General features: G+C 73.1%; 23 protein-coding genes. 2 read left to right on the plus strand and 21 right to left on the minus strand.

Going from position 1 to position 24,666, the window contains the following annotated elements; all coding sequences use genetic code 11:
- Positions 1–9: 9 nt before the first annotated feature.
- The 21 genes from metK to ACYVHQ_RS03415 all read right to left on the minus strand — a co-directional run bounded on the left by metK (position 10) and on the right by ACYVHQ_RS03415 (position 22,430).
- Positions 10–1,245, minus strand: coding sequence for a methionine adenosyltransferase (metK, locus tag ACYVHQ_RS03315; protein WP_460510708.1), 1,236 nt, complete (start codon positions 1,243–1,245; stop codon positions 10–12).
- Between the two features lie 129 nt (positions 1,246–1,374).
- A complete protein-coding gene (rpoZ, locus tag ACYVHQ_RS03320; RefSeq protein WP_460510709.1) occupies positions 1,375–1,641 on the minus strand; it encodes a DNA-directed RNA polymerase subunit omega in 267 nt (88 codons plus the stop codon).
- Positions 1,642–1,681: 40 nt separating this feature from the next.
- Entirely contained in the window at positions 1,682–2,587 is a 906-nt protein-coding gene (gmk, locus tag ACYVHQ_RS03325) for a guanylate kinase (protein ID WP_460511228.1), read from the minus strand.
- Entirely contained in the window at positions 2,584–3,435 is an 852-nt protein-coding gene (gene pyrF / locus ACYVHQ_RS03330) for an orotidine-5'-phosphate decarboxylase (protein WP_460510710.1), read from the minus strand. The genes gmk and pyrF overlap by 4 nt, the downstream gene beginning before the upstream one ends.
- 17 nt (positions 3,436–3,452) lie before the next feature.
- On the minus strand, positions 3,453–6,728 hold the full coding sequence (carB, locus tag ACYVHQ_RS03335; RefSeq protein WP_460510711.1) for a carbamoyl-phosphate synthase large subunit: 3,276 nt from the start codon (positions 6,726–6,728) through the stop codon (positions 3,453–3,455).
- Positions 6,728–7,888 (minus strand): glutamine-hydrolyzing carbamoyl-phosphate synthase small subunit, encoded by a 1,161-nt coding sequence (carA, locus tag ACYVHQ_RS03340; RefSeq protein ID WP_460510712.1) that lies wholly within the window; start codon positions 7,886–7,888, stop codon positions 6,728–6,730. Before carA ends, carB begins: the two co-directional genes overlap by 1 nt.
- A complete protein-coding gene (locus tag ACYVHQ_RS03345; protein WP_460510713.1) occupies positions 7,885–8,451 on the minus strand; it encodes a PH-like domain-containing protein in 567 nt (188 codons plus the stop codon). The genes carA and ACYVHQ_RS03345 overlap by 4 nt, the downstream gene beginning before the upstream one ends.
- Positions 8,448–9,782, minus strand: a complete 1,335-nt coding sequence (locus tag ACYVHQ_RS03350; RefSeq protein WP_460510714.1) for a dihydroorotase — start codon at positions 9,780–9,782, stop codon at positions 8,448–8,450. Before ACYVHQ_RS03350 ends, ACYVHQ_RS03345 begins: the two co-directional genes overlap by 4 nt.
- On the minus strand, positions 9,779–10,735 hold the full coding sequence (locus tag ACYVHQ_RS03355) for an aspartate carbamoyltransferase catalytic subunit (RefSeq protein WP_460510715.1): 957 nt from the start codon (positions 10,733–10,735) through the stop codon (positions 9,779–9,781). Before ACYVHQ_RS03355 ends, ACYVHQ_RS03350 begins: the two co-directional genes overlap by 4 nt.
- A complete protein-coding gene (pyrR, locus tag ACYVHQ_RS03360) occupies positions 10,732–11,274 on the minus strand; it encodes a bifunctional pyr operon transcriptional regulator/uracil phosphoribosyltransferase PyrR (RefSeq protein WP_460510716.1) in 543 nt (180 codons plus the stop codon). Before pyrR ends, ACYVHQ_RS03355 begins: the two co-directional genes overlap by 4 nt.
- Before the next feature lie 97 nt (positions 11,275–11,371).
- The gene (gene nusB / locus ACYVHQ_RS03365) at positions 11,372–11,788 is read right to left on the minus strand and encodes a transcription antitermination factor NusB (protein ID WP_460510717.1); all 417 of its coding nucleotides are present in this window, start codon (positions 11,786–11,788) and stop codon (positions 11,372–11,374) included.
- A gap of 18 nt (positions 11,789–11,806) precedes the next feature.
- On the minus strand, positions 11,807–12,370 hold the full coding sequence (gene efp / locus ACYVHQ_RS03370; protein WP_460510718.1) for an elongation factor P: 564 nt from the start codon (positions 12,368–12,370) through the stop codon (positions 11,807–11,809).
- Between the two features lie 76 nt (positions 12,371–12,446).
- Complete coding sequence (gene aroB / locus ACYVHQ_RS03375; protein ID WP_460511230.1) at positions 12,447–13,508, minus strand: 3-dehydroquinate synthase; 1,062 nt, start codon at positions 13,506–13,508, stop codon at positions 12,447–12,449.
- Positions 13,509–13,603: 95 nt separating this feature from the next.
- On the minus strand, positions 13,604–14,116 hold the full coding sequence (locus ACYVHQ_RS03380) for a shikimate kinase (RefSeq protein ID WP_460510719.1): 513 nt from the start codon (positions 14,114–14,116) through the stop codon (positions 13,604–13,606).
- A complete protein-coding gene (gene aroC, locus ACYVHQ_RS03385) occupies positions 14,113–15,318 on the minus strand; it encodes a chorismate synthase (RefSeq protein WP_460510720.1) in 1,206 nt (401 codons plus the stop codon). The genes ACYVHQ_RS03380 and aroC overlap by 4 nt, the downstream gene beginning before the upstream one ends.
- A gap of 46 nt (positions 15,319–15,364) precedes the next feature.
- Positions 15,365–16,588 carry an endolytic transglycosylase MltG gene (gene mltG, locus ACYVHQ_RS03390; RefSeq protein ID WP_460510721.1) on the minus strand — a complete coding sequence of 408 codons (1,224 nt, stop codon included), beginning with the start codon at positions 16,586–16,588 and terminating at the stop codon, positions 15,365–15,367.
- Positions 16,589–16,614: 26 nt separating this feature from the next.
- Positions 16,615–17,085: a Holliday junction resolvase RuvX gene (gene ruvX / locus ACYVHQ_RS03395; protein ID WP_460510722.1), complete on the minus strand. Its 471-nt coding sequence runs from the start codon at positions 17,083–17,085 to the stop codon at positions 16,615–16,617.
- Positions 17,082–19,745: an alanine--tRNA ligase gene (alaS, locus tag ACYVHQ_RS03400; RefSeq protein ID WP_460510723.1), complete on the minus strand. Its 2,664-nt coding sequence runs from the start codon at positions 19,743–19,745 to the stop codon at positions 17,082–17,084. The genes ruvX and alaS overlap by 4 nt, the downstream gene beginning before the upstream one ends.
- A 40-nt stretch (positions 19,746–19,785) precedes the next feature.
- Positions 19,786–19,977 (minus strand): hypothetical protein, encoded by a 192-nt coding sequence (locus ACYVHQ_RS03405; protein ID WP_460510724.1) that lies wholly within the window; start codon positions 19,975–19,977, stop codon positions 19,786–19,788.
- 132 nt (positions 19,978–20,109) lie between these two features.
- Positions 20,110–20,739 (minus strand): 30S ribosomal protein S4, encoded by a 630-nt coding sequence (gene rpsD / locus ACYVHQ_RS03410; protein ID WP_460510725.1) that lies wholly within the window; start codon positions 20,737–20,739, stop codon positions 20,110–20,112.
- A gap of 248 nt (positions 20,740–20,987) precedes the next feature.
- Positions 20,988–22,430: a replication-associated recombination protein A gene (locus ACYVHQ_RS03415; RefSeq protein ID WP_460510727.1), complete on the minus strand. Its 1,443-nt coding sequence runs from the start codon at positions 22,428–22,430 to the stop codon at positions 20,988–20,990.
- A gap of 99 nt (positions 22,431–22,529) precedes the next feature.
- On the opposite strand from ACYVHQ_RS03415, the gene ACYVHQ_RS03420 reads away from it, so the two are divergent.
- Together ACYVHQ_RS03420 and ACYVHQ_RS03425 are read left to right on the plus strand one after the other, a co-directional pair.
- Positions 22,530–23,306, plus strand: coding sequence for a peptidylprolyl isomerase (locus ACYVHQ_RS03420; RefSeq protein ID WP_460510728.1), 777 nt, complete (start codon positions 22,530–22,532; stop codon positions 23,304–23,306).
- Positions 23,307–23,395: 89 nt separating this feature from the next.
- Positions 23,396–24,625, plus strand: coding sequence for a DUF349 domain-containing protein (locus ACYVHQ_RS03425; RefSeq protein ID WP_460510729.1), 1,230 nt, complete (start codon positions 23,396–23,398; stop codon positions 24,623–24,625).
- Positions 24,626–24,666 lie beyond the last annotated feature (41 nt).

Below are 24,666 nucleotides of genomic sequence, written 5' to 3' on the forward strand. Positions count from 1 at the left end.
CCACGCTGGTCAGAGCCCGGCGGCGGCCCGCAGCGCGTCGACGCGGTCGAGGGCCTCCCAGGTGAAGTCCGGGAGCTCCCGGCCGAAGTGGCCGTACGTCGAGGTGGCCGCGTAGATCGGGCGCTTGAGGTCGAGGTCACGGATGATGGCGGCCGGCCGCAGGTCGAAGACCTCCCGGATCGCCCCGATGAGCACGTCGTCGGAGACGTGGCCGGTGCCGAAGGTCTCGACGTAGAGGCCCACGGGAGCCGCGCGCCCGATCGCGTAGGCGACCTGCAGCTCGAGCCGGTCGGCGAGGCCCGCGGCGACGGCGTTCTTCGCGACCCAGCGCATGGCGTAGGCCGCCGAGCGGTCGACCTTCGACGGGTCCTTGCCCGAGAAGGCCCCGCCGCCGTGGCGGCTGGCGCCGCCGTACGTGTCGACGATGATCTTGCGGCCGGTCAGCCCTGCGTCGCCCTGGGGGCCGCCGATCTCGAAGCGGCCCGAGGGGTTGATGATGAACCGGGTCGCGCTGGCGTCGAGGCCCGCCTCGTCGAGGACCGGGCGCACGACGTGCTCGACGACGTCGGCCTCGAGCTGCTCGCTCGTGACGTCGGGGCCGTGCTGGGTGGACAGGACGACCGTGTCGACCGAACGCGGGACGACGCCGTCGTAACCGATCGTGACCTGGGTCTTGCCGTCAGGCCGCAGGTAGGGCAGGACTCCCTCGTGCCGCACGGCGGCGAGGCGCTCGGCGAGGCGGTGGGCGAGCCACACGGGCATCGGCATGTACTGCGGCGTCTCGTTCGTCGCGTAGCCGAACATGAGGCCCTGGTCGCCGGCCCCGAGGCGGTCGAGCTCGTCGTCGCTCGCTCCGCTGCGCGCCTCCAGGGCCGTGTCGACGCCCTGGGCGATGTCGGGCGACTGCGAACCGATCGAGACCTCGACGCCGCACGTGCGACCGTCGAAGCTCACGGCGGACGACGTGTAGCCGATGCCGACGATGAGGTCGCGCACGATGGTGGGGATGTCGACGTAGCCCGTGGTCGTCACCTCGCCCGCCACGTGCACCAGCCCCGTCGTCACCATGGTCTCGACCGCGACGCGGCTCTCGGGGTCGACCGCCAGCAGGGCGTCGAGGATGGCGTCCGAGATCTGGTCGCAGATCTTGTCGGGGTGGCCCTCGGTCACGCTCTCGGAGGTGAAGAGCCGGAGGCCCGTGCTCGCGGCGGCGGGGGTGCGGGTGGTCTCGTCGGTCGGGGTCACTGGGGTCCTCTGCGTGAGTGGTGCGGGCGGCGGGGCCGCCGGGAGCGCGATGAGGCCCCGGCGGATCGCTCCGCGGGGGCCTCACCGATGATGCCACGCACCGCCGACGTCGGTCGGCGGTGCCGGCGGTCACTCCGCCGGCGTCGCCAGCGGGGTGACGGAGAGCTTGTCCTCGTTGATCTCGTGCATCGCGACCGAGAGGGGCTTGTCGTCGATCGTGCTGTCGACGAGGGGGCCGACGTTGTCGAACAGGCTGCCCTCGTGCAGGTCGGCGTAGTAGTCGTTGATCTGCCGGGCGCGCTTCGAGGCGAAGATGACGAGCGCGTACTTGGACTCGACCTTCGAGAGCAGCTCGTCGATGGGCGGATCGATGATGCCCTTGTTCTTGTCGGCCATGGTTGCTCCTTGCGTGTGGAGGATGAGGTCTGGTGGCGCGTCAGGCGCGCGGGCGCGCCGAGACGGGCGCGGAGAGCAAGTCTACGACCTCCTGGGCCGCCTCCGCGACGTCGCGGTTGACGACCTTGACGTCGAACTCGTCCTGGGCGGCCAGCTCGACCTTCGCGGTCTCGAGCCGGCGCTGCTGCTCGGCGGCCTCCTCCGTGCCCCGGCCGATGAGGCGGCGCACGAGCTCGTCCCACGTCGGCGGCAGCAGGAACACCAGGACCGCCTCAGGCATGGCCGCGCGCACCTGGCGCGCGCCCTGGAGGTCGATCTCGAGCAGGACGCTGCGGCCCTCGTCGAGGGCGGCGTCGACCGGGGGCCGCGGCGTGCCGTACCGGTGCGAGTTGTGGACGGTCGCGTACTCGAGCATCTCGCGGTCGCGGACCATGCGGTCGAACTCGTCGTCGTCGACGAAGTAGTAGTGCACGCCGTCGACCTCCCCCGGCCGCGGCTGACGGGTCGTGGCCGAGACGCTGAGCAGGACGTCGGGGTGGTTCTCGCGGATGTGCGTCGAGACCGTGCCCTTGCCGACGGCCGTCGGACCGGCCAGGACGACGAGCTTCGCGCGCCCGCGGCCGCGCGACTCGCGGACCGCGAGCCAGTCGCCCAGGGTGCGCCGCTGGCGCACGCCGAGCCCGCCGACGCGCTTCGACTCCGCGATGCCGAGCTCGGCCATGATGCGGGCCACGCGCGTCGGGCCGATGCCGGGGATGCTCGTGAGCAGCTCGCGCACGCGCAGGGTCGCCTCGGGAGCCGTGGCCTCGCCAGCCCAGGCGGTCTCGGCCACGTCGAGCGCGGTCCGGCGACGTTCCGCCACCGCCCGCTTGACGTCGGCGCGAGCGCGCCGGGCGAGGACGGCCGCGCGAGCCGCGGCCACGCGGTCGACCGGCGGCGGGGTCATGCGAGGCACGCGCGCACCTCCTCCGCGTCGCGCCGGACGGCCGCGGCGAGACCCGACGGGCCCGCCGACAGCACCGAGCGCGAGACGGTGGCCAGGACCGAGCCGGCGGCGGCGCCGAAGCGGCGGGGCAGGTCCGCGAAGGTCGCGCCCTGGGCCCCGAAGCCCGGGGCCAGCACGGGGGTCGCCGTCAGACGGGAGGCGTCGATCCCCACGTCGTCGAGATCGACCGTGGCGCCGAGCACCAGGCCGATCGATCCGAGTCGGGTCTCCCCCGCCGTCGCGTTGTCGTCGAGCACGTCGTCGACGATACCGCCCGCGACGGTCCGGCCCGCGCGGGGGCCGACCGCGAGGACGGCCGTCTGGAGGGCACGGGCCTCCGGGTTCGAGGTCGCGGCCAGCACGAACAGGCCCGCGCCGACCTCGCGGGCACGGGCAGCCGTCGCGCCCAGCGAGCCCCAGCCGAGGTAGGGCGAGACCGTGAGCGCGTCGACCCGGAGCGGAGAGCCCGGGGCCAGCCACGCCTCGGCGTAGCCGTCCATCGTCGTGCCGATGTCGCCGCGCTTGGCGTCCCCGACCGTCAGGAGGCCCGCCGCGCGCGCCGCCGAGAGGACGTCCTCGAGCGCCGCGAGGCCCGCCGAGCCGGCCCGCTCGAAGAACGCGACCTGCGGCTTCACGACCGCCGCGCCTCCTGCGACCGCCTCGACGACGCGGAGCCCGAAGTCGCGCAGCCCTGCGGCGTCGTGACCGAGGCCCCACTCGTCGAGCAGGAACGGGTGCGGGTCGATGCCCACGCAGAGCGGGCCGGAGGCGCCGAGCGCCTCGGCGAGCCGCTCGCCGAACGGTCGCACCGCCGTGGCCGCCGCCGTCACCGGCGCGCGGCCCGGGCCGCGGCGTAGTCCTGCAGGCTCGTCACCTCGAGCTCGGAGTGGACCGCCTCGATCGACGCCACCGCGGCACCCAGCTGCGCGATGGTCGTGAACAGCGCCTTGTCGGCGGCCACGGTCGCGGCCCGGATCTCGTACCCGTCGGCGCGGGCGGTGCTGCCGCTCGGCGTGTTGATGACGATGTCGACCTCGTCGCGCGCGATCAGGTCGACGACGCTCTCGCCGCCCGCGCTGTACTTCGCGACCGGGTCGGCCGCGATGCCGTTGCGGACCAGCACGGTCGCCGTGCCCTCCGTCGCGAGCACACGGAACCCCAGCTGCTGGAGCCGGAGCACCGGCAGCACGATGGCGCGCTTGTCGCGGTCCGCCACGCTCACGAAGACCGTGCCCGACGTGGGCAGCCCGCCGTAGGCCGCCGTCTGGCTCTTGGCGAACGCGCGGGGGAAGTCGCGGTCGATGCCCATGACCTCGCCCGTCGAGCGCATCTCGGGGCTGAGCACGCTGTCGACGATCTGGCCGTCCTTCGTGCGGAACCGCTTGAACGGCAGCACGGCCTCCTTGACGGAGATCGGCGAGTCGAGGGGCACGTCCGAGCCGTCCTGCTCGGGCAGGAGCCCGCTCGTGACGAGCTCACGGACGCTGCTGCCGACCATGACGAGCGAGGCGGCCTTCGCGAGCGGGATCCCCAGCGCCTTCGACACGAACGGCACCGTGCGGCTCGCACGGGGGTTCGCCTCGATGACGTAGAGCACGCCCGCCGCGATGGCGAACTGGACGTTCAGCAGGCCCTTCACGCCGACGCCGCGCGCGATGGCGAGCGTGGCCTCGCGGACGCGGTCGATCTCGCCCTTGCCCAGCGTCACCGGAGGCAGGGTGCAGCTCGAGTCGCCGGAGTGGATCCCGGCCTCCTCGATGTGCTCCATGATGCCGCCGACGTAGAGCTCGGTGCCGTCGTAGAGGGCGTCGACGTCGATCTCCACCGCGTCGTCGAGGAACCGGTCGACGAGCAGGGGGGCGTCCGGGCCGATGATGGCCTGGTCCTGCACGCGGACGAAGTAGTCCGCCAGGGACGGGCTGTCGTAGACGATCTCCATGCCGCGACCGCCGAGCACGTACGAGGGGCGCACGAGCACGGGGTAGCCGATCTCCTCCGCGACCTCCACCGCGCCCGCGTGGTCGGTCGCCGTGCCGTTGCGGGGCGCCAGGAGGCCCGCCCCGTCGAGGATCGCCGAGAACAGCCCGCGCTCCTCGGCCGAGTCGATGGCGTCGGGGCTCGTGCCGAGGATCGGCACGCCCGCGGCCTCGAGGCCCTTCGCGAGACCCAGCGCCGTCTGGCCGCCGAGCTGCACGACGACGCCGACGAGCTCACCGGAGGCGGACTCGGCGTGCACGACCTCGAGGACGTCCTCGAGGGTGAGCGGCTCGAAGTAGAGCCGGTCGCTCGTGTCGTAGTCGGTCGACACGGTCTCGGGGTTGCAGTTCACCATGATCGTCTCGTAGCCGGCGTCGCTCAGCGCGAAGCTGGCGTGCACGCACGAGTAGTCGAACTCGACGCCCTGCCCGATGCGGTTGGGGCCGGAGCCGAGGATGATCACCTTGCGCCGGTCGCTGGGAGCCACCTCGGTCTCGAGGTCGTAGCTCGAGTAGTGGTACGGCGTGAGGGCCGGGAACTCGCCCGCGCAGGTGTCGACCGTCTTGAAGACCGGGCGGACGCCGAGCGCGTGGCGCGTGGCCCGCACCTCGCCCTCGGTCAGTCCGCGCAGCTGCGCGATCTGGGCGTCGCCGAAGCCGTGGTCCTTGGCGTGACGGAGCGTCGCGGCGTCGAGCTCGGGCGCGGCGGCCACCTCGGCGGCCACCTCGTTGACGAGCACGACCTGGTCGACGAACCAGGGGTCGATGCCGGTGGCCTCGTGGACCTGCTCGGCCGTCGCGCCCGCCCGCAGCGCCTGCTGCACCGTGACGATGCGCCCGTCGGTCGGCGTCGCGGCCAGCGCGAGCAGCGCCTCCTGGTCGCCGGGCTCGCCCTCCCAGTGGAAGCTCGAGCCGCGCTTCTCGAGGGAGCGCAACGCCTTCTGCAGGGCCTGGGCGTAGTTGCGCCCGATGGCCATGGCCTCGCCCACGCTCTTCATCGTCGTGGTCAGGGTCGTGTCGGCCATGGGGAACTTCTCGAACGCGAAGCGGGGCACCTTGACCACGACGTAGTCGAGCGTCGGCTCGAACGAGGCCGGCGTCACCTTCGTGATGTCGTTGGGGATCTCGTCGAGGCGGTAGCCGAGGGCCAGCTTCGCGGCGATCTTGGCGATCGGGAAGCCCGTCGCCTTGGAGGCGAGGGCGCTCGACCGCGACACGCGGGGGTTCATCTCGATCACGATGACGCGGCCCGTGGCGGGATCGACGGCGAACTGGATGTTGCAGCCGCCCGTGTCGACGCCCACGCGCCGGATGATGTCGATCGAGATGTCCCGGAGGTTCTGGTACTCGCGGTCCGTCAGGGTCAGGGCGGGCGCGACCGTGATGGAGTCGCCCGTGTGCACGCCCACCGGGTCGACGTTCTCGATCGAGCAGACGACGACCGTGTTGTCGGCCGTGTCGCGCATCATCTCGAGCTCGTACTCCTTCCAGCCGAGGATCGACTCCTCGAGGAGCACCTCGGTGGTCGGGCTCTGGTGCAGGCCGTCGGTGACCATGCGGACCAGCTCGGCCCGGTCGTAGGCGAAGCCCGAGCCGAGGCCGCCCATCGTGAAGGACGGGCGGATGACGAGCGGGTAGCCGAGCTCCTCCGCGAAGCCGATCGCCTCGTCGACGGTGGTGGCGATGAACGACTTGGCCACGTCCGCGCCGGACTCGACGACGAGGGCCTTGAAGAGCTGGCGGTCCTCGCCCTTCTGGATCGCCTCGACCTTGGCGCCGATGAGCTCGACGCCGTGCTTCGCGAGGATGCCCTCCTCGTCGAGCGCGATGGCCGCGTTGAGCGCGGTCTGGCCACCGAGGGTCGGCAGGATCGCGTCGGGGCGCTCCTTGACGATGATCGCCTCGAGGACCTCCGACGTGATGGGCTCGACGTAGGTGGCGTCGGCGAAGTCGGGGTCGGTCATGATCGTAGCCGGGTTCGGGTTGACCAGGATCACCCGGACCCCCTCCTCGCGGAGCACGCGGCAGGCCTGCGTGCCGGAGTAGTCGAACTCGGCCGCCTGGCCGATGACGATCGGCCCGGAGCCGATGACGAGGACGCTGGTGATGTCGGGGCGCTTGGGCATTACTCGGAGTCCTCCGTGGTGCTCGCGGTCGCGGCGTGCTTCGTGGCGAGGACGGCCTCGCGGAACCGGTCGAAGAGATGGTTGCTGTCGTGGGGGCCGGCGGCCGCCTCGGGGTGGTACTGGACCGAGAAGGCCGGCACGTCGAGCGCGCGGAGGCCCTCCACGACGGAGTCGTTGAGGCTGTAGTGGCTCACCTCGACGCGACCGAAGCCCGCGGGCGACTCGAGGACGCCGTCGATGGGCGCGTCGACCGCGAAGCCGTGGTTCTGGCTCGTGATCTCGACCTTGCCGGTCGTCTTGTCGAGCACGGGCTGGTTGATGCCCCGGTGCCCGAACGGCAGCTTGTACGTGTCGAACCCGAGGGCGCGACCGAGCAGCTGGTTGCCGAAGCAGATGCCGAAGAACGGCGTGCCGTCGCGCAGGGCCTCCTGCAACAGCTCGACCTGCTGGTCGCTCGCCGCGGGGTCGCCCGGCCCGTTCGAGTAGAAGAGCGCGTCGGGCGCGAGGGCACGCAGCTCGTCGGGCGTCGTCGACTGGGGCAGCACGTGCACCTCGAAGCCGCGCTGGGCGAGGTAGCGCAGGGTCGACGTCTTGACGCCGAGGTCGAGCACCGCGAGGGTGCCCAGCCGCTCCCCCTGCGCCTCGAGCACGTAGGGCTCCAGGGTCGAGACCTGCGAGGAGAGGTTCTGGCCGCGCATGCCGGCCGCGTCGCGCACGAGCGCGAGCTGCTCGTCCTCGGGGAGCAGCGCGTCCTGACCGCTGAAGACGCCGCCGCGCATCGTGCCCGCGTCGCGCAGGCGACGGGTCACGGCGCGCGTGTCGATCCCCTGGATGCCCACGACGCCGTCGGCGACCAGCTGGTCGTCGAGGCTGCCCTGGGCGCGGTGGTTCGAGACGACGCGGCTCGCGTCGCGCACGACGTAGCCGGCGACCCACACGCGGCGGCTCTCGGTGTCGTCGTCGTTCACGCCCGTGTTGCCGATGTGCGGGGCGGTCATGACGACGATCTGCCCGGCGTAGGACGGGTCGGTGAGGGTCTCCTGGTAGCCGGTCATGCCGGTGGCGAAGACGACCTCGCCGAGCGTGCGGCCGACGGCGCCGTAGGCGCGGCCTTCGTAGCGGGTCCCGTCCTCGAGGACGAGCAGGGCCTTCTGGGTCACGAGTGGCCTCCTGGTGCGGCGGTGTCGGTGTCGGTGGGGGTCGTGGGGGCGGCGGCGGTCGACCGCCCGGGTCGTCGCCCACCCTCGGGGAGGAGCGGGCGCACGGCCTCGAGGAACGGCCTCGGGTCGTCGGGCAGCCGCAGGTAGGTGTCGACCGGCGTGCCGCCCAGCGTCCAGGCGAGGAGGACCAGCCCGTCGCGCTCGACGACGCGGTCGATGGTCCACGTGGCACGACGGACGTCGCGCAGGCAGGGAGCGGGGACGACGAACGCGGGGACGCCCGCGATCTCGAGGCGCACCCCGGCGTCGTGCACGGAGACGACCGCGCGACCGCGGAAGCCCAGGCCGTGCACGACGACGCGGTCGAGCGGGTCGTCGCCGCGCGTGGTGGCGACGTAGGCGCCGTCGACCTCCAGGCGCGCGGGGCCCAGATCGGCCGGGGCAGGCTCGGGAGCCGGCACGTCGGCCTGGCGGCGCCCACGGCCGCGCCAGGCGAGGACCATGAGCGCGAGCAGGGCCGCGACGCCCGCCGCTCCCAGGGCGGCGATGAGCCACTGGGTCACTGCGAGGCCCTCCGCGCGGCGGCGGCGACCTCGTCGGCGTCGACGACGGCGCCGTCGAGCACGGTCGCGTGGCCGGCGTGGAACGTCGCCACGACCCGACCGGGGAGGACCCGGCCGAGGTAGGGCGAGTTCGTGCTGCGACCCGCGAGGTCGTCGGTGGAGAAGGTGCGGGTCACCGTCCGATCGTAGAGGGTGAGCTCGGCGGGGCCGCCCTCGGCGACCGGCTGCCCCTGGCCGGCGACCCGGCCGATGCGGGCGGGCGTCGTCGAGAGGACGCGGGCCACGTCGGCCCAGCCCAGCAGGCCGGTGTCGACCATGGTGGCCTGCACCACGGGCAGCGCCGACTCCAGCCCGACCATGCCGTTCGCGGCGGCGTCCCACTCGCAGCACTTCGCCTCGCTGGTGTGCGGGGCGTGGTCGGTGGCGACGACGTCGATCGTGCCGTCGGCGAGGGCGGCGCGGAGGGCGTCGACGTCCTCCTGGCGCCGCAACGGCGGGTTGACCTTGTACCGGGAGTCGTACGACGCCACGAGGTCCTCCGTGAGCAGGAGGTGGTGGGGCGTCACCTCGGCCGTCACGTCGACCCCGCGCGAGCGGGCCCAGCGCAGCACCTCGACGCTGCCGGCGGTCGAGACGTGGCAGACGTGCAGGCGCGCCCCGACGTGGTCGGCCAGCAGGACGTCGCGGGCGATGATGGCCTCTTCGGCGACGGCGGGCCAGCCCGCGAGGCCGAGCTCGGTCGACAGGGCGCCCTCGTGCATCTGCGCGCCGACGGTGAGCCGTGGCTCCTGGGCGTGCTGGGCGAGGACCCCGCCGAAGCCCTTGACGTACTCGAGGGCGCGGCGCATGAGCAGGGGGTCGGCGACGCACGAGCCGTCGTCCGAGAAGACGCGCACGGCGGCGCGGGACCGGGCCATGGCGCCGATCTCGGACAGGTGCGTGCCCTGGAGCCCCTGGGACACCGCGCCGACCGGGCGCACCTCGACGTAGCCCGCGCGCTCCCCCAGCGCCTGCACCTGCTCGACGACGCCGGCCGTGTCGGCGACGGGCGACGAGTTGGCCATGGCGTGCACGGCCGTGAAGCCGCCGGCGGCGGCGGCGCGCGAGCCGGTGAGGACGGTCTCGCTGCCCTCGCCCCCGGGCTCGCGGAGGTGCGTGTGCAGGTCCACGAGGCCCGGCAGCACGACGAGGCCGTCGGCGTCGACGACCGTCGCGCCCGCGGCGCTCAGGCCGGTGCCCGCCTCGGCGACCCGGCCGTCGCGCAGCACCAGGTCGGTGCGCGTGCCGTCGACGGTCTCGGCACCGCGGATCAGGTAGGTGGTGCGGGTCATGAGCGGTCCTCCCGGTCGCCGGCGAGCACGAGGTAGAGCACGGCCATGCGGACGCTGACGCCGTTCGCGACCTGCTCGCGCACGGTGGAGCGGGAGGAGTCGGCCGCCAGGTCGCCGATCTCGAGTCCGCGGTTCATGGGACCGGGGTGCATGACGAGCGTGCGCTCGGGCAGGGAGCGGAAGCGCTCGGCGCCGAGGCCCCAGACCCGGGCGTACTCGCGCGGGTTCGGGAAGGCCGCCTCGTGCATCCGCTCCTGCTGGATGCGGAGCATCATGACCACGTCGGGCCGGACGTCGGCGATCGCCTCGTCGAGGTCGTACCGCACGGCGACGCCGAGCCGGGACACGTCGACCGGCAGGAGGGTCGGCGGGGCCACCACGGTGACGCTCGCGCCGAGCGTGCGCAGCAGCCACGCGTTCGACCGGGCGACCCTGCTGTGCAGCACGTCGCCGACGACGAGGACCCGCAGCCCGTCGAGGTCGCGACCGCGGCTGCCGGAGCCGTGCACCCGCCGTCGCATCGTGAAGGCGTCGAGCAGGGCCTGGGTCGGGTGCTCGTGCGTGCCGTCGCCGGCGTTGACGACGCCCGCGTCGACCCAGCCGCTGTCGGCGAGGACGCGGGGTGCGCCCGAGGCCGGGTGCCGCAGCACGATGCCGTCGGCGCCCATCGCCTCGAGCGTCTGCGCGGTGTCCTTGAGGGACTCGCCCTTGGAGACGCTGGAGCCCTTCGCGGCGAAGTTGATGACGTCGGCGCTGAGCCGCTTCGCGGCCGCCTCGAACGAGATGCGCGTGCGGGTGCTGTCCTCGTAGAACAGGTTGACGACGGTGCGGCCGCGGAGGGTGGGCAGCTTGCGGACCTCCCGCGTCGCCGTGTCGGCCATGTCCTCCGCGACGTCGAGCACGCGGATCGCCTCGGCCCGCGAGAGGTCGGCGGTGCTGAGCAGGTGCCTCACGAGTCGGCTCCGCCCTCGATCGCGACGAGCTCGTCGTCGTCGACCCCGTGCAGGCGCACGAAGATGCGCTCCGTGGCGGAGGTCGGCAGGTTCTTCCCGACGAAGTCGGCCCGGATCGGCAGCTCGCGGTGGCCCCGGTCGACGAGCACGGCGAGCCGTACGGCGCGGGGGCGACCGTGGTCGCCCAGGGCGTCGAGCGCCGCGCGGATGGTCCGGCCCGAGTAGAGCACGTCGTCGACGAGGACGACCGTCGCGCCGTCGATGCCGCCCGACGGCAGCGTCGTGGGCTGCGGCGTGCGCGTGGGGTGCCGGCGGATGTCGTCGCGGTACATCGTCACGTCGAGGGCGCCCGTCGGGACGTCGACGCCCGCGATCGACGAGAGCGTCGCGGCCAGTCGTCCGGCGAGGACGACCCCGCGGGTGGGGATCCCGAGGACGACGAGGCCCTGGGGGCCCTTGTTCGCCTCGAGGACCTCGTGGGCGATGCGCGTGAGGGCACGCGCGATGTCAGCCTGACTCAGCACGGTGCGGGTGCTCAATCGGACCTCCTTCCCCGCCTCTCTGGACGGAACTTAAAGGATGTCGTGGTGCGGTCAGCTTACCGGTCCCGGGTGGCCCGGCGGGCCTGCCGGCCGTTCAGCCGGCCTGGGTCGACGCGATGCGGGCCAGCAGGCCGTTGACGAAGGGCGCGGAGTCGTCCGTGCTCAGCGACTGGGCGAGCTCGACGGCCTCGGAGATCGCCACGGCGTCGGGCACGTCGTCGGCGTGCAGGATCTCCCACGCGCCGATGCGCAGCAGGGCCCGGTCGATCGCGGGCATGCGGTTCAGGGTCCAGCCCTGGGCGTACGTCTCGAGCAGCTCGTCGATCTCGTCGGCGTGGTCCATCACGCCCGTGACGATCTCCCGGGCGTAGGGCCAGCTCGACGAGCGCTCGGGCTGATCCCTGGCCCGGTCCGCCTCGTGGGCGAGCGCCTCGGCGACCGGGATCTGCCGGATGTCGGCGACGTACAGGACGTCGAGGGCGCGCTTGCGCGCCTTGGTGCGTGCGCTCACCTGCTCGTGCCGCCCCGACTACTCGGCGACGCGGCCGAGGTAGCTGCCGTCGCGCGTGTCGACCTTGATCTTCGTGCCCTGCTCCAGGAAGAGGGGCACCTGGACCTCGTGGCCCGTCTCGACGGTCGCGGGCTTCGTGCCGCCGGTCGACCGGTCGCCCTGCAGGCCCGGCTCGGTGTAGGTGACCTCGAGGATCACGGACGCGGGGAGCTCGATGTACAGCGGGTCGCCGTCGTGCAGCGCCATCTGGACGTTCTGGTTCTCGAGCATGAAGTTCTTCGCGTCGCCGACGATCGTCGCCGGCACGTTGATCTGGTCGTAGTCGGTGGTGTCCATGAACACGTAGCCGTCGGCCTCGGCGTAGAGGTAGGTGTACTCGCGACGGTCGACGTTGGCGAAGTCGATCTTGGTGCCCGCGTTGAAGGTCTTGTCGACGACCTTGCCCGACAGGACGTTCTTCATCTTCGTGCGCACGAACGCGCCACCCTTGCCCGGCTTGACGTGCTGGAAGTCGATGACGTTCCAGAGCTGGCCGTCCAGGTTGAGGACGGCGCCGTTCTTGATGTCGTTGGTGGTCGCCATGCGCGAGTGATCCGTTCGGGGTCGAGGGGTGCGGCCGGGTGCAGCCGGGGGCGAGTCTAGCGGAGGGCGCCCGGTGTCAGGAGCCGACCTCCTGCCACGCCGCGAACAGGAGGCTCGCCTCGGGCCCCTCGAGCACGGACGGGCGGCCGAGCCCGTCGAGGACGATGAAGCGCAGCATGCCGGCCCGCGCCTTCTTGTCGCGCTGCATGGTGGCGAGGAGGGTGTCCCAGCGGCCGAGCGGGTACGTCACCGGCAGCCCGAGCAGGCCGAGGACGCGGCGGTGCCGGTCCACGACGTCGTCCGAGAGGCGCCCCGCGAGCCGGGCCAGCTCCGCGGCGAACACCATGCCCACGGCGACCGCGGCGCCGTGGCGCCACTGGTAGCGCTCGGCGTGCTCCACCGCGTGGCCGAGGGTGTGCCCGTAGTTGAGGACCTCGCGCAGGCCCTGCTCGGTGAGGTCCTGCCCGACGACCCGTGCCTTGAACGCGATCGAGAGCTCGACGACGCGGCGGAACTCGGGCGTGGTCGGGTCGATCACGCGGTCGACGTCGGCCTCGACGAGGTCGAGGATCTCGGGCTCGGCCAGGAAGCCGGTCTTGACGATCTCGGCGAAGCCGGCCCGGATCTCGTTCGTGCCGAGCGTCGCCAGCAGGTCGAGGTCGACCAGGACGCCCGCGGGCGGGTGGAACGCGCCCACGAGGTTCTTGCCCTCGGCGGTGTTGACGCCGGTCTTGCCCCCGACGCTGGCGTCGACCATCGCGAGGACCGTCGTCGGGACCTGCACGACGCGCACGCCGCGCAGCCAGGTGGCCGCGACGAAGCCCGCGAGGTCGGTGATGGCACCGCCGCCGAAGCCGACGACGGCGTCCGTGCGGGTGAAGTCGGCCTGCCCGAGGATCTGCCAGCAGAAGGCAGCGACCTCGACGCGCTTGGCGTCCTCCGCGTCGGGGACCTCGGCGATGAGGGCCTCGTACCCAGCCTCGACCAGGGAGCGTCGCAGCTCGTCGGCCTTCCGTCCGAGGGTCGGCGCGTGCACGACGAGCACCTTCTTCGTCTGCGGGTGCAGGAGGCCCGGGAGCTCCCCGAGCAGGTCGCGCCCCACGAGCACGTCGTAGGGCGCCGCGCCGGCCACGGTGATCCGGGTGGCGGGAGCGTCCGCGTCGGTCGGGACGGGGCCGGGACGGTCCGTGCTGCTCGGGTCGGCGCCCGTGGGGTCGGTGCTGGGCTGGTGGGTCACGATGCGGTCCTCCGTCGGTCGATCCAGGTCACGAGGTCGTCGACGACGCCCGACACCGGTCGGTGCGAGGTGTCGAGGACGAGGTCGGCGAGCTCGCGGTAGAGCGGGGCCCGCGCCTCGGCGATGCGACGCCAGGCGACCATCCCCTCCGCGGCGAGCAAGGGGCGGGAGCTGCCCGCGAGCCGCGGGGCCACCGCCTCCGCGGTCACGGTGAGCAGCACCACGGGCACGGCCCGCAGGAGCTCCTGCGTGGCCGGGTGCAGCACCGCTCCCCCGCCGAGCGACACGAGGCCCTCGCCCTGGAGGGCCTCCGCCACGACGGACCGCTCGAGCTCGCGGAAGTGCTCCTCGCCGTGGCGCGCGAACAGGTCGGCGACCGAGCCGTGCCGGGCCGCCACGAGCTTGTCGGTGTCCGCGAACGGGACGGCGAGGCGGCGTGCCGCCTTCTTGCCGATGCTGGTCTTGCCCGCCCCCATCGGACCGACCAGGGCGACGGGACCCGACGTCACGACGGGACGGAGGACGACCCGGTGCGCAGCTGCTCCGGGATCGCGTCGAGGTAGCCGCGGAGGTTCCGGGCGGTCTCGCCGACCGAGTCGCCCCCGAACTTCTCGAGCACGGCGTCCGCCAGGACGAGCGCGACCATCGCCTCGGCCACCACGCCCGAGGCGGGCACGGCGCAGACGTCCGAACGCTGGTGGTGCGCGCGGGCCTCCTCGCCGTTCGTCACGTCGACCGTCGCGAGGGCGCGGGGCACCGTCGCGATGGGCTTCATGCCGGCGCGGACGCGGAGCACGGTGCCGGTGCTCATGCCGCCCTCCGTGCCTCCTGCGCGGTCGCTGTCGCGCGTGATGACGCCGTCGTGGCGGTGCAGCTCGTCGTGCGCGGCCGACCCGCGCCGACGCGTGGTCTCGAAGCCGTCGCCGACCTCGACGCCCTTGATGGCCTGGATGCCCATGAGCGCCGCGGCGAGGCGCGAGTCGAGGCGGCGGTCCCAGTGCACGTGCGAGCCCAGGCCCGGCGGGAGGCCGTAGGCGAGCACCTCGACGATGCCGCCCAGGGTGTCGCCGTCCTTCTTCGCCGCGTCGACCTCGGCGACCATCGCCTCGGAGGTCGCGGGGTCGGCGCAGCGCAGCGGGTCGGCGTCGAGCGCCTCGACGTCGGCCGGCACCGGGAGGCGAGCGCCCTCGGGGACGCGCACGGGCCCGATCGAGAGCGTGTGGCTCACGAGCTCGATGCCGAGCTCGGCGAGGAACGACCGGGCGACGGCGCCCAGGGCCACGCGGGCCGCGGTCTCACGGGCGCTCGCGCGCTCGAGGACGGGGCGCGCCTCGTCGAAGTCGTACTTCTGCATGCCGACGAGGTCGGCGTGGCCGGGACGCGGCCGCGTGAGGGGCGCGCTGCGACCCCGCGACGCCTCGGTCGCCTCGACGGGCTCGGGCGACATGACCTCGGCCCACTTGGGCCACTCCGTGTTGCCGATGCGCAGGGCCACGGGGCCCCCGATGGTGAGGCCGTGGCGCACGCCGCCCGAGACGTGCAGCTCGTCGGCCTCGAACTTCATGCGCGAGCCCCGGCCGTAGCCGAGCTTGCGCCTGGCCAGGTCGGCGCGCACCGCGTCCAGCGAGACGGGGACGCCCGCGGGCAGTCCTTCGAGCACGGCGAGGAGTTCGGGGCCGTGCGATTCTCCGGCCGTCAACCAACGAAGCATGGGCACGATCCTCCCACAGTGCGGGCGGGCGCTCCTGCCAGGCGGGTCATCCGTACTCGGGGTGCTCCCGCATCCAGGCCTGCCACTGGGCCACGGCCACCTGGTGCTGCGCGAAGGTGTCCGAGAACGTGGTCTCGCCCGAGTCGAGGTCGACCGTGACGAAGAACAGCCACGCGCCGTCGGCGGGGTTCACCGCAGCGTCGAGGGCCAGGTCGCCGGGGTTCGAGATCGGCCCGACGGGGAGCCCCTCGTGCACGTAGGTGTTGTAGGCGTTCCCCGCGTCGCCGCGCTCCTCGTCGGTCGTCGTCACGAGGTGCGTGTTGCCCGTGCCGTAGGCCACGGTCGCGTCCGACTGCAGGAGCATCCCCTGGTCGAGGCGGTTCTGGAACACGCGGGCCACCTTGGGGTAGTCCTCCGCGAGGCCCGCCTCGCGCTGGATCAGCGACGCGAAGGTCACGACGCGCTGCTGGTCGGCGGGCTGGACGCCGAGCGCGGTGAGGCGCTCCTTCATGGTGTCGACCATGAGCTGCACGTAGTCGCGCGCCGTGCGCCCGCCGTCGAGCTCGTAGGTGGCCGGGAACAGCCAGCCCTCGAGGCTCGTGGCCTCCGCCGGCAGGCCGTAGGACGCGGGGTCGGCGAAGGCCGCCTCGACGTCGGCCTCGGGGAGCTCCGTCGCCGCGACGAGCAGTTGCTGGATGTCGACGGCGGCCGTGCCCTCGGGGATGACGAGCCGGTCGACGACGCGGTTCGCCGGGTCGCTGAGGACCGCGAGGGCCGAGCTCGCGCTCATCTCCTGCTGGAGCGCGTAGGTGCCGGGCTGGAAGGTCATCGTCGAGTCGGCGAGCAGGATCTCGTACGCCGCGCCGTAGCTGCGCGTCACGCCCGCCTCGGTGAGGTTCTGCGCGATGTCCGAGCCGAGGTCGCCCTCGACGACCGCGAAGTCGACGGTCGTGCCGTTGCCCTCGCCCTCGTAGTCGGGCGCCTCCTCCTCGCCGCCGAACAGGGCCTGGACACGCGGGGCCACGTCGCCCCAGAGCGCCGCCACGCCGGCCGCTCCCGCCCCGAGGACGAGCACGAGCACGGCGGCCAGGACGATCGTGCCCCGACGTGGGCCGCGCCGGCCCTCCCGACGGGAGGCGCCACGGCGCCGCTCGCGCCGGGGTCGTGCGGGCTCCTGCTCGAGCGGCTCGGGCGCCGGGTCGGCGTCCTCCGCCGCGGTGGGGGCGGGCCGGGTCGAGAAGATGTCGTCCCAGTCGGGTTCGTTCGCCACGCGTCGTCGTCCTTCGTCGTTCGCGCTCACGCGTCGTCGCGCGTCACGAGGTTGCCAGGCGGTCGTCCGCTCGACCGTTCCAGGTCGAGCGCATGTTGCAGGATGATAACAGCGGCCACCTGGTCCACCACGGACCGCTGTCGCTTGGCGGGCCGGCCCGAAGCTCGGAGCGCGCCCTGGGCGCTGACCGTCGACAGCCGCTCGTCGACCAGCCGCACCGGCACGGCGAGCCGCGCGGCGAGGGCCGCCGCGAATCCGCGCGCGTCGTCCGTGGACGGGGTGTCGCCACCGGAGAGCGACAGGGGCAGGCCGACGACGACCTCGACCACCTCGAGCTCGTCGGCGTGCGCCGTGATGGTCGCGAGGTCGTCGTCGCGCCCCCCGCGACTGCGCGGCACCGTCTCGACCGGGAGGGCCATCGAGCCCGCCCCGTCGCTCCGGGCGACGCCGATGCGGGCACGGCCGACGTCGATGCCCAGCCGGGCGCCCGACCTCACGCGGCGCGGAGGGCCGCGACGATGCCCGCGAGCGCTGACGGGATCGCCGAGACGTCCTGACCGCCGCCCTGGGCGAGGTCGTCCTTGCCGCCGCCGCCACCGCCCAGGGCCGAGGCCGCTCCGCGCACGAGCAGGCCCGCCTTGACGCCCGCGCGTCGCGCCTCCTCCGTCGTGGCCACGATCACGGCCGGCTTGCCCGCCACGTCGGCCGCCAGGGCCACCACGGTCGCCCGATCGCGACCGAGGCGCTCCCGCACGCTCGTCACGAGGCTCCTGAGGTCGTCCGTCGAGCGGAGCTGTCCGACGGGCTCGGCGACGACGGTCAGCTCGCCGATCGTCGTGGCCTGCTCGGCCAGCGCGGGCACCCGCGTGGCGAGCTGCGCCGACTCGAACTCGGCGATGCGCTTCTCGGCGGTCCGGAGGCTCGAGACGAGCTCGCCGATGCGCTCGGACAATCCCTCGCGCGGCGTCTTCAACGACGTGGTCAGCTGCGACACGATCGCGCGCTCCGTCGCGAACTCGCGGAAGGCGTCCAGTCCGACCAGCGACTCCACGCGGCGCGCGGCCGACCCGACGGACGACTCCCCCACCAGGTTGATGAGGCCGATCTGGGCGCTCGACGCGACGTGCGTGCCGGCACAGAGCTCGCGGGACCACGGCCCGCCGATGTCGACCATGCGCACCGAGTCGCCGTACTTCTCGCCGAAGAGCGCCATGGCGCCCAGGGACCGGGCCTCGTCGATCGGCAGGACGCGCGTGACGACCTCGAGGTCGTCACGGACGGCCCGGTTCGCGATCTCCTCGATCTCGCTCCGGGTCGCGGCGCTCAGGGGCTGGCTCCAGTTGAAGTCGAGACGGAGGTAGCCGGCCTTGTTGTAGGAGCCGGCCTGGTGCGCCTCCGACCCGAGGACCTCGCGGAGGGCGGCGTGGACCAGGTGCGTCGCGCTGTGGGCCTGCGTCGCACCGCGGCGGTAGACCGGGTCGACGACGGTCGTGGCGGCGTCGCCCACGCCGACCTCGCCGGAGCGCACCTGCACCCGGTGGCTGACCAGGCCCTTGACGGGCTTCTGCACGTCGAGCACCTCGAGGTCGAAGCCGGCGCCGACGATGCTGCCCTGGTCGGCCTCCTGCCCGCCCGACTCGGCGTAGAGCGAGGTCTCGGCGAGGACGACCTCGGCGATGTCGCCCACGACCGCGCGGTCGACGGAGGCGCCGTCGACGATGAGGCCGAGCACGCGCGTCTCGGTGTCGAGCGCCTCGTAGCCCGTGAAGACGGTCTCGCCCTGCGCCCGGAACGCGCTGTACACGCTGAGGTCGGCGAGGGCGGTCTTCTTCGACTTGGCGTCGGCCTTGGCCCGCGACCGCTGCTCGCTCATGAGGCGGTCGAAGGCGTCGCGGTCCACGGACAGGCCGGACTCCTCGGCGATCTCGAGCGTGAGGTCGATGGGGAACCCGAAGGTGTCGTGCAGGAGGAAGGCGGTGTCGCCCTGCAGCTGACCGCCCTGCTGGGCGCGGGTGTCCTCGACGGCGAGGTCGAGGATCGAGGTGCCCGCCGCGAGGGTGCGCAGGAACGTCTCCTCCTCGGCGAGGGCCAGGCGGGAGATGCGGTCCCAGTCGCGCTCGACCTCGGGGTACGCCGCCTTCATCGCGTCGCGCGACGCGGCGAAGAGGTCGGGGAACGTCGCGCCCTCGACCCCCAGGAGGCGCATCGACCGCACGGTGCGACGCAGGAGGCGGCGCAGGATGTACCCGCGACCCTCGTTCGACGGGCGGACGCCGTCGGAGAGCAGCATGAGCGAGCTGCGCACGTGGTCGGCGATGACGCGCATGCGGACGTCGTCGTCGCGCACGTCCCCGTAGCGGCGGCCGGACAGGCGCGCCGCCTCGTCGAGGACGGGACGGACCTGGTCGATCTCGTACATGTTGTCGACGCCCTGCTTGAGGAACGCGACGCGCTCGAGCCCCATGCCGGTGTCGATGTTCTTCGCGGGGAGCTCGCGCACGATGTCGAAGTCGACCTTCGAGCGGACGTTCTCGATCTGGTACTGCATGAACACGAGGTTCCAGATCTCGACGTACCGGTCGTCGTCCGTCGCCGGTCCGCCGTCGGCACCGTAGGCCGGGCCACGGTCGAAGAAGATCTCGGAGCAGGGGCCCGCGGGACCGGGCTGCCCGGTGTGCCAGTAGTTGGTGTCCTTGCCGAGGCGCTGGATCCGCTCGTCGGGCAGGCCCGCGACCTGCTTCCAGAACGCGATCGCCTCGTCGTCCTCCTCGTAGACCGTCACCCAGAGGTCGTCGGGCGAGAACCCCAGCATGCCGTCGGCCTCAGGACCGGTGAGGAACTCCCAGGCGTAGGCGATCGCCTGCTCCTTGAAGTAGTCGCCGAAGGAGAAGTTGCCGTTCATCTGGAAGAAGGTCCCGTGGCGCGGGGTCTTGCCGACCTCTTCGATGTCGTTCGTGCGGATGCACTTCTGCACGCTCGTGGCCCGCGGGTAGGGCGTCGGCACGAGGCCCGTGAGGTACGGGATGAAGGGGACCATGCCCGCGACCGTGAACAGCAGCGACGGGTCGTCGCTGACCAGGGAGGCCGACGGCACGACGGTGTGGCCGCGGTCCCCGAAGTAGGTGAGCCAACGGCGGCGGATCTCGGCGGTCTGCATGGTTCTCCCGGGAGTGGTGCGGTGGTGGTGGGGCCGGAGCTCAGGCGGCGTGGGCGCCGGAGCGCAGCTCGGCCTCGCGGGCCTTGTAGCCGTCGACGACCGCGGCGCGGAACGACTTGGCGCGTCCGTCGAGCCCGCCGAAGACGCGGGCCCCGACGGGGGTGCGGTTGGCCTGGTGCGCCAGGGCGAAGCCGAGGACGACCCCGACGGACAGCAGGAACAGGCTCTTCACGGGGACTCCTTCGCGGGGGCCGCACGGGGCGGACGGACGACTTCCGAGCTTAGTCCGCGCCGCGAGGGGGCAGGGACGACGAAGGAGCGAGCCACGGGGTGGCTCGCTCCTCCGGAGGGTGCTGCGCTGGTGCTAGCGGGCGGCGTAGTACTCGACGACCAGCTGGACCTCGCAGGTCACGGGGACCTCGACGCGCTTCGGGCGGCGCACGAGGCGCGCCTGCAGCTTGTCGATCTCGACCTCGAGGTAGCCCGGGACCTTGGGCAGCACGTCGACGTGACCGCCGGCCGCGGCGACCTGGAAGGGCTCCATCGTCTCGCTCTTGGCCTTGACGTGGATCATCTGGCCGGGCTTGACGCGGAACGAGGGGCGGTCGACGAGCTTGCCGTCGACGAGGATGTGGCGGTGCACGACCATCTGGCGGGCCTGGGCCGTGGTGCGGGCGAAGCCGGCACGGAGCACGAGGGCGTCGAGGCGCGTCTCGAGGAGCTCGACGAGGTTCTCACCGGTCAGGCCCTGGGCCTTGCGGGCCTCGTTGAAGACGATGCGCAGCTGCGCCTCGCGGATGCCGTACTGGGCGCGCAGGCGCTGCTTCTCGCGGAGGCGGACGGCGTAGTCGCTGTCGGCCTTGCGCTTGGTGCGGCCGTGCTCACCCGGGGCGTAGGGGCGCTTCTCGAGGTAGCGCGCGGCCTTCGGGGTCAGGGCGATGCCGAGGGCGCGCGAGAGGCGGGTCTTGCTGCGGGTACGTGACTTGGTCGACACGGGTGTCCTGTTCTTGTCGGTGGTTCGTGGTGGGCCTCCCCAGCGCGCGAGCGCCGGGAGGCGTAACAAGAGGGGTGAGTGCCGCGGTGGCGACCGGCTACAGGTCGTCGCACCTTGTTCGGGTCGTCGTCAGCAGCCGCGCGTCGACGCCCGAGATCAGGCAACCCAGCGAGCATACAGGAGGCCGGCCCCCGACGCGAGCACCGGCGCGGCGACGCGACCGACGTGCACGCGCCTCGGGCGCCCCGTCACCGGCCCCGCGTGATGCGGCGGAGCTTCTCGAGCCGGGCCGAGAGGTCGCGCTCGTGCCCGTTCGCCGTGGGGTCGTAGTAGGTGCTGCCGACGAGCTCGTCGGGCAGGTACTGCTGCTCGACGACGCCGAACTCGGCGTCGTGCGCGTACTTGTAGCCCTTGCCGTGCCCGAGCCGCTTGGCCCCGGGGTAGTGCGCGTCGCGGAGGTGCTTCGGGACGCGGCCGGCACGACCGGCGCGCACGTCCGCCAGGGCCGCGTCCAGGGCATGGTACGACCGGTTGGACTTCGGCGCGGTCGCCAGGTAGACGACGGCCTCGGCCATCGGGATGCGCCCCTCGGGCATGCCGATCATCTGCACGGCCGTCGCGCAGGAGACCGCCACGGTGAGGGCGTTCGGATCGGCCATGCCGATGTCCTCCGACGCCGAGACGATGATCCGGCGGCAGATGAAGCGGGGGTCCTCCCCCGCCTCGATCATCCGGGCGAGGTAGTGCAGCGCCGCGTCGACGTCGGAGCCCCGGACCGACTTGATGAAGGCGCTGATGACGTCGTAGTGCTCGTCGCCGGCCCGGTCGTAGCGCAGCAGTGCGCGGTCGACCGACTGGGCCACCGTCTCGGCCGTGATCACGGGCCGGTCGTCGCCGTCGTCCGAGGCGCCGCCCTCCGCCCGGTCGGCGTCGGGGTCGAAGTCGGCACCGGGATCGAGGTCGGCGTCGGCGTCGGCCTCTGGTCCGGCCAGCAGGGCCTCGCCGGCGGCGAGCTCGTCGTGCAGGGCCACGGCGGAGGCGGCCGACGCCTCGAGCGCCGTGAGGGCGCGCCGGGCGTCGCCGGAGGCGAGGCGCACGATGGTCGCCAGCGCCTCGTCGTCGAGGACCACGCGGTCGGCCAGCCCGCGGGGGTCGACCACGGCCCGGCGCACGAGCTCGGCGAGGTCGTCGTCGCCGAGCTGTTCGAGCGTGAGCAGGAGGGAGCGGGACAGGAGGGGCGTGATGACCGAGAAGGACGGGTTCTCGGTCGTCGCGGCGATGAGCACGACCCAGCCGTTCTCGACCCCGGGCAGCAGGGCGTCCTGCTGCGCTTTCGTGAAGCGGTGGATCTCGTCGAGGAAGAGCACCGTCGTGGTGCCGTAGAGGTCGCGGTCGGACAGCGCCTTCTCCATGACCTGCCGGACGTCCTTGACGCCTGCCGTGACGGCGGAGAGCTCGACGAACCGTCGGCCCGAGGTCGAGGCGATCGCCTGGGCGAGCGTCGTCTTGCCCGTGCCCGGCGGCCCCCACAGGATCACCGAGACGGCACCCTGCTCGCCCGAGACGTCGGAGGCGAGGGTCACGAGCGGCGACCCGGGTCGCAGGAGGTGCTGCTGACCGGCGACCTCGGCGAGCGTGGTCGGGCGCATGCGCACCGCGAGCGGCGTCGATCCCTGCGGCAGCGGAGTCATGGTGCCCGATGCTAGCCGTCGGCACCCACACGCCCGCCGAGCGGCGGGGCGCCCTCCGCTACGATCCTCGTCAGACCAGGACGACGGAGCGGAGGACCGGTGGCGGCGGACGAGGACCAGCGGGAGGCACGGGACCGGCTCCGGCGCTACACGGCGCGGCAGCAGGTGCACGCGGCTCAGGCGCGTCGTCGACGCCGGGACGGCTTCGTGGGGGCCGCGGTCGCGGTCGTGGCGCTCGGCCTCGCGACCGCGGGGCAGGTGGTCCTCGACGGCGGGTCGGGCGACCCCGGGCCCTCGAGCAGTCCGTCCGCCGGCCCGTCGGCGGCGGGCAGCGGCACCGTGCCCGATCCCGCCCTCGCCGAGGACCGCACCTGGACCGGCACCCTCGAGCTCAACGACGACGTCGAGCTCGGCATCACCCTCGACGGCACCGCGGCCCCGCAGGCGACGGCCGTGCTCGTGGACCTCATCGACAAGGGCTTCTACGAGGGCACGACGTGCCACCGGATGAGCGACGCGCCCTCGGCGCGGTTCCTGCAGTGCGGTTCGGCCAACGGCGACGGGACGGGCGACGCCGGCTACACGTTCGGCCCGCTCGAGGACGTCCCCGCCGACGGCCTCTACCCGACCGGCACCATCGCGATGGCCCGTGCGGCCTCGCCCGACTCCCAGTCCACGCAGTTCTTCCTCACGTACGGCGACACCTACCTCGACGCGTCGACCGGTGGCTACACGGTCGTCGGGACCGTCACCAGCGGCCTCGACCAGCTCGAGGCCGAGGTGACCGACGCCGGTCTCACGCCCTTCTCGGACGCGTCGCCGAACGACGGGGCACCGGTCGTCCCGACGACGATCACGGGCATCACGGTCGAGTAGGCCGCCGGAGCCCCCGGTGCAATAGGCTGGGGACCCATCGTGGGGCGCCTTCCCGTCCCCGCGACGAGCAGATCCGGCAAGGTGGAACATTGGCTACTGACGATCAGGCACCCTGGGGACGCGTCGACGACGAGGGCACGGTCTACGTCCGTGAGGGTGACGGCGAACGCGCCGTCGGCCAGTACCCCGACGCGACCGCCGACGAGGCCCTCGCCTACTACCAGCGCAAGTACTCCGAGCTGCAGGGGCAGGTGACCCTCCTCGAGCAGCGCGTCAAGGGCGGCGCGGCCGCCACCGACGTCGCCAAGACCGTGCGCCACCTGCGCGAGCAGCTCGTGGAGCCCAGCGCCGTGGGCGACCTCCAGTCGCTGCGCGACCGCGTCGCCGCCCTCGACAGCACGGTGGGCGAGCTCACGCAGCAGCAGACCGCCGAGGCGAAAGCCGCGCTCGCGGCCGCCGTCGCCGAGCGCACGACCATCGTCGAAGAGGCCGAGGCCCTCGCGGCGCAGGACCCGGCCAGGGCGCAGTGGAAGCAGGTCACGGCGAGCCTCGACGAGCTCTTCGCGCGCTGGCAGCGGCACCAGCAGGAGGGTCCGCGCCTGCCCAAGGGCGAGGGCAACGACCTCTGGAAGCGCTTCCGCACCGCGCGCTCGACGATCGACCAGCACCGCAAGGCCTTCTACGCCGAGCTGGACGCGACGCACCGCGAGGCGCGCCAGCGCAAGCAGGCCCTCGCCGAACGCGCCGAGGCCCTTGCGTCGCAGGGGTCCGAGGGGATCCCGTCCTACCGAGCGCTCCTCGACGACTGGAAGCGCGCGGGTCGGGCCGGCAAGAAGTACGACGACGCCCTCTGGGCGCGCTTCAAGCGTGCGGGCGACGTGCTGTACGCGGCCAAGAACGAGGTCTCCGCCCGCGACCAGGAGGAGTTCCAGGGCAACCTCGACCAGAAGCTCGCCCTGCTCGACGAGGCCGAGGGCATCCTCGCCGTGACCGACCGGGCCACCGCGCGCGACCGGCTCACCGCGATCCAGCTGCGCTGGGACGAGATCGGCCGCGTGCCCCGCGAGCAGCTCCGCGCCGTGGAGGACCGCCTGCGCAAGGTCGAGTCCCACGTCCGCCAGCTCGACGAGGACCACTGGCAGAAGAACGACCCCGAGCGCAAGGCCCGTGCCCAGGGGCTGGCCGGCCAGCTCCAGGACGCCATCGACAAGCTCGAGGCCGAGCTGCGGGAGGCCGAGGCGAGCGGCGACGCCCGTCGCGTCCGCGAGGCGCAGGAGGCCCTGGACGCTCGTCGGGTCTGGCTCGACGCCATCGGCTGAGCCCGACCGACCCGCTGTCCACAGGCGCGAGCGCTCCGGCG

The organism is Frigoribacterium salinisoli (assembly GCF_054781095.1).

Coding starts and splice junctions, on each gene's coding strand:
- rpoZ (WP_460510709.1), bottom strand. CDS start 1,641: ATGGCCGACAAGAACAAGGGCATCATCGATCCGCCCATCGACGAGCTG.
- gmk (WP_460511228.1), bottom strand. CDS start 2,587: ATGACCCCGCCGCCGGTCGACCGCGTGGCCGCGGCTCGCGCGGCCGTC.
- carB (WP_460510711.1), bottom strand. CDS start 6,728: ATGCCCAAGCGCCCCGACATCACCAGCGTCCTCGTCATCGGCTCCGGG.
- ACYVHQ_RS03350 (WP_460510714.1), bottom strand. CDS start 9,782: ATGACCCGCACCACCTACCTGATCCGCGGTGCCGAGACCGTCGACGGC.
- efp (WP_460510718.1), bottom strand. CDS start 12,370: ATGGCGACCACCAACGACATCAAGAACGGCGCCGTCCTCAACCTGGAC.
- aroC (WP_460510720.1), bottom strand. CDS start 15,318: ATGCTTCGTTGGTTGACGGCCGGAGAATCGCACGGCCCCGAACTCCTC.
- alaS (WP_460510723.1), bottom strand. CDS start 19,745: ATGCAGACCGCCGAGATCCGCCGCCGTTGGCTCACCTACTTCGGGGAC.
- ACYVHQ_RS03415 (WP_460510727.1), bottom strand. CDS start 22,430: ATGACTCCGCTGCCGCAGGGATCGACGCCGCTCGCGGTGCGCATGCGC.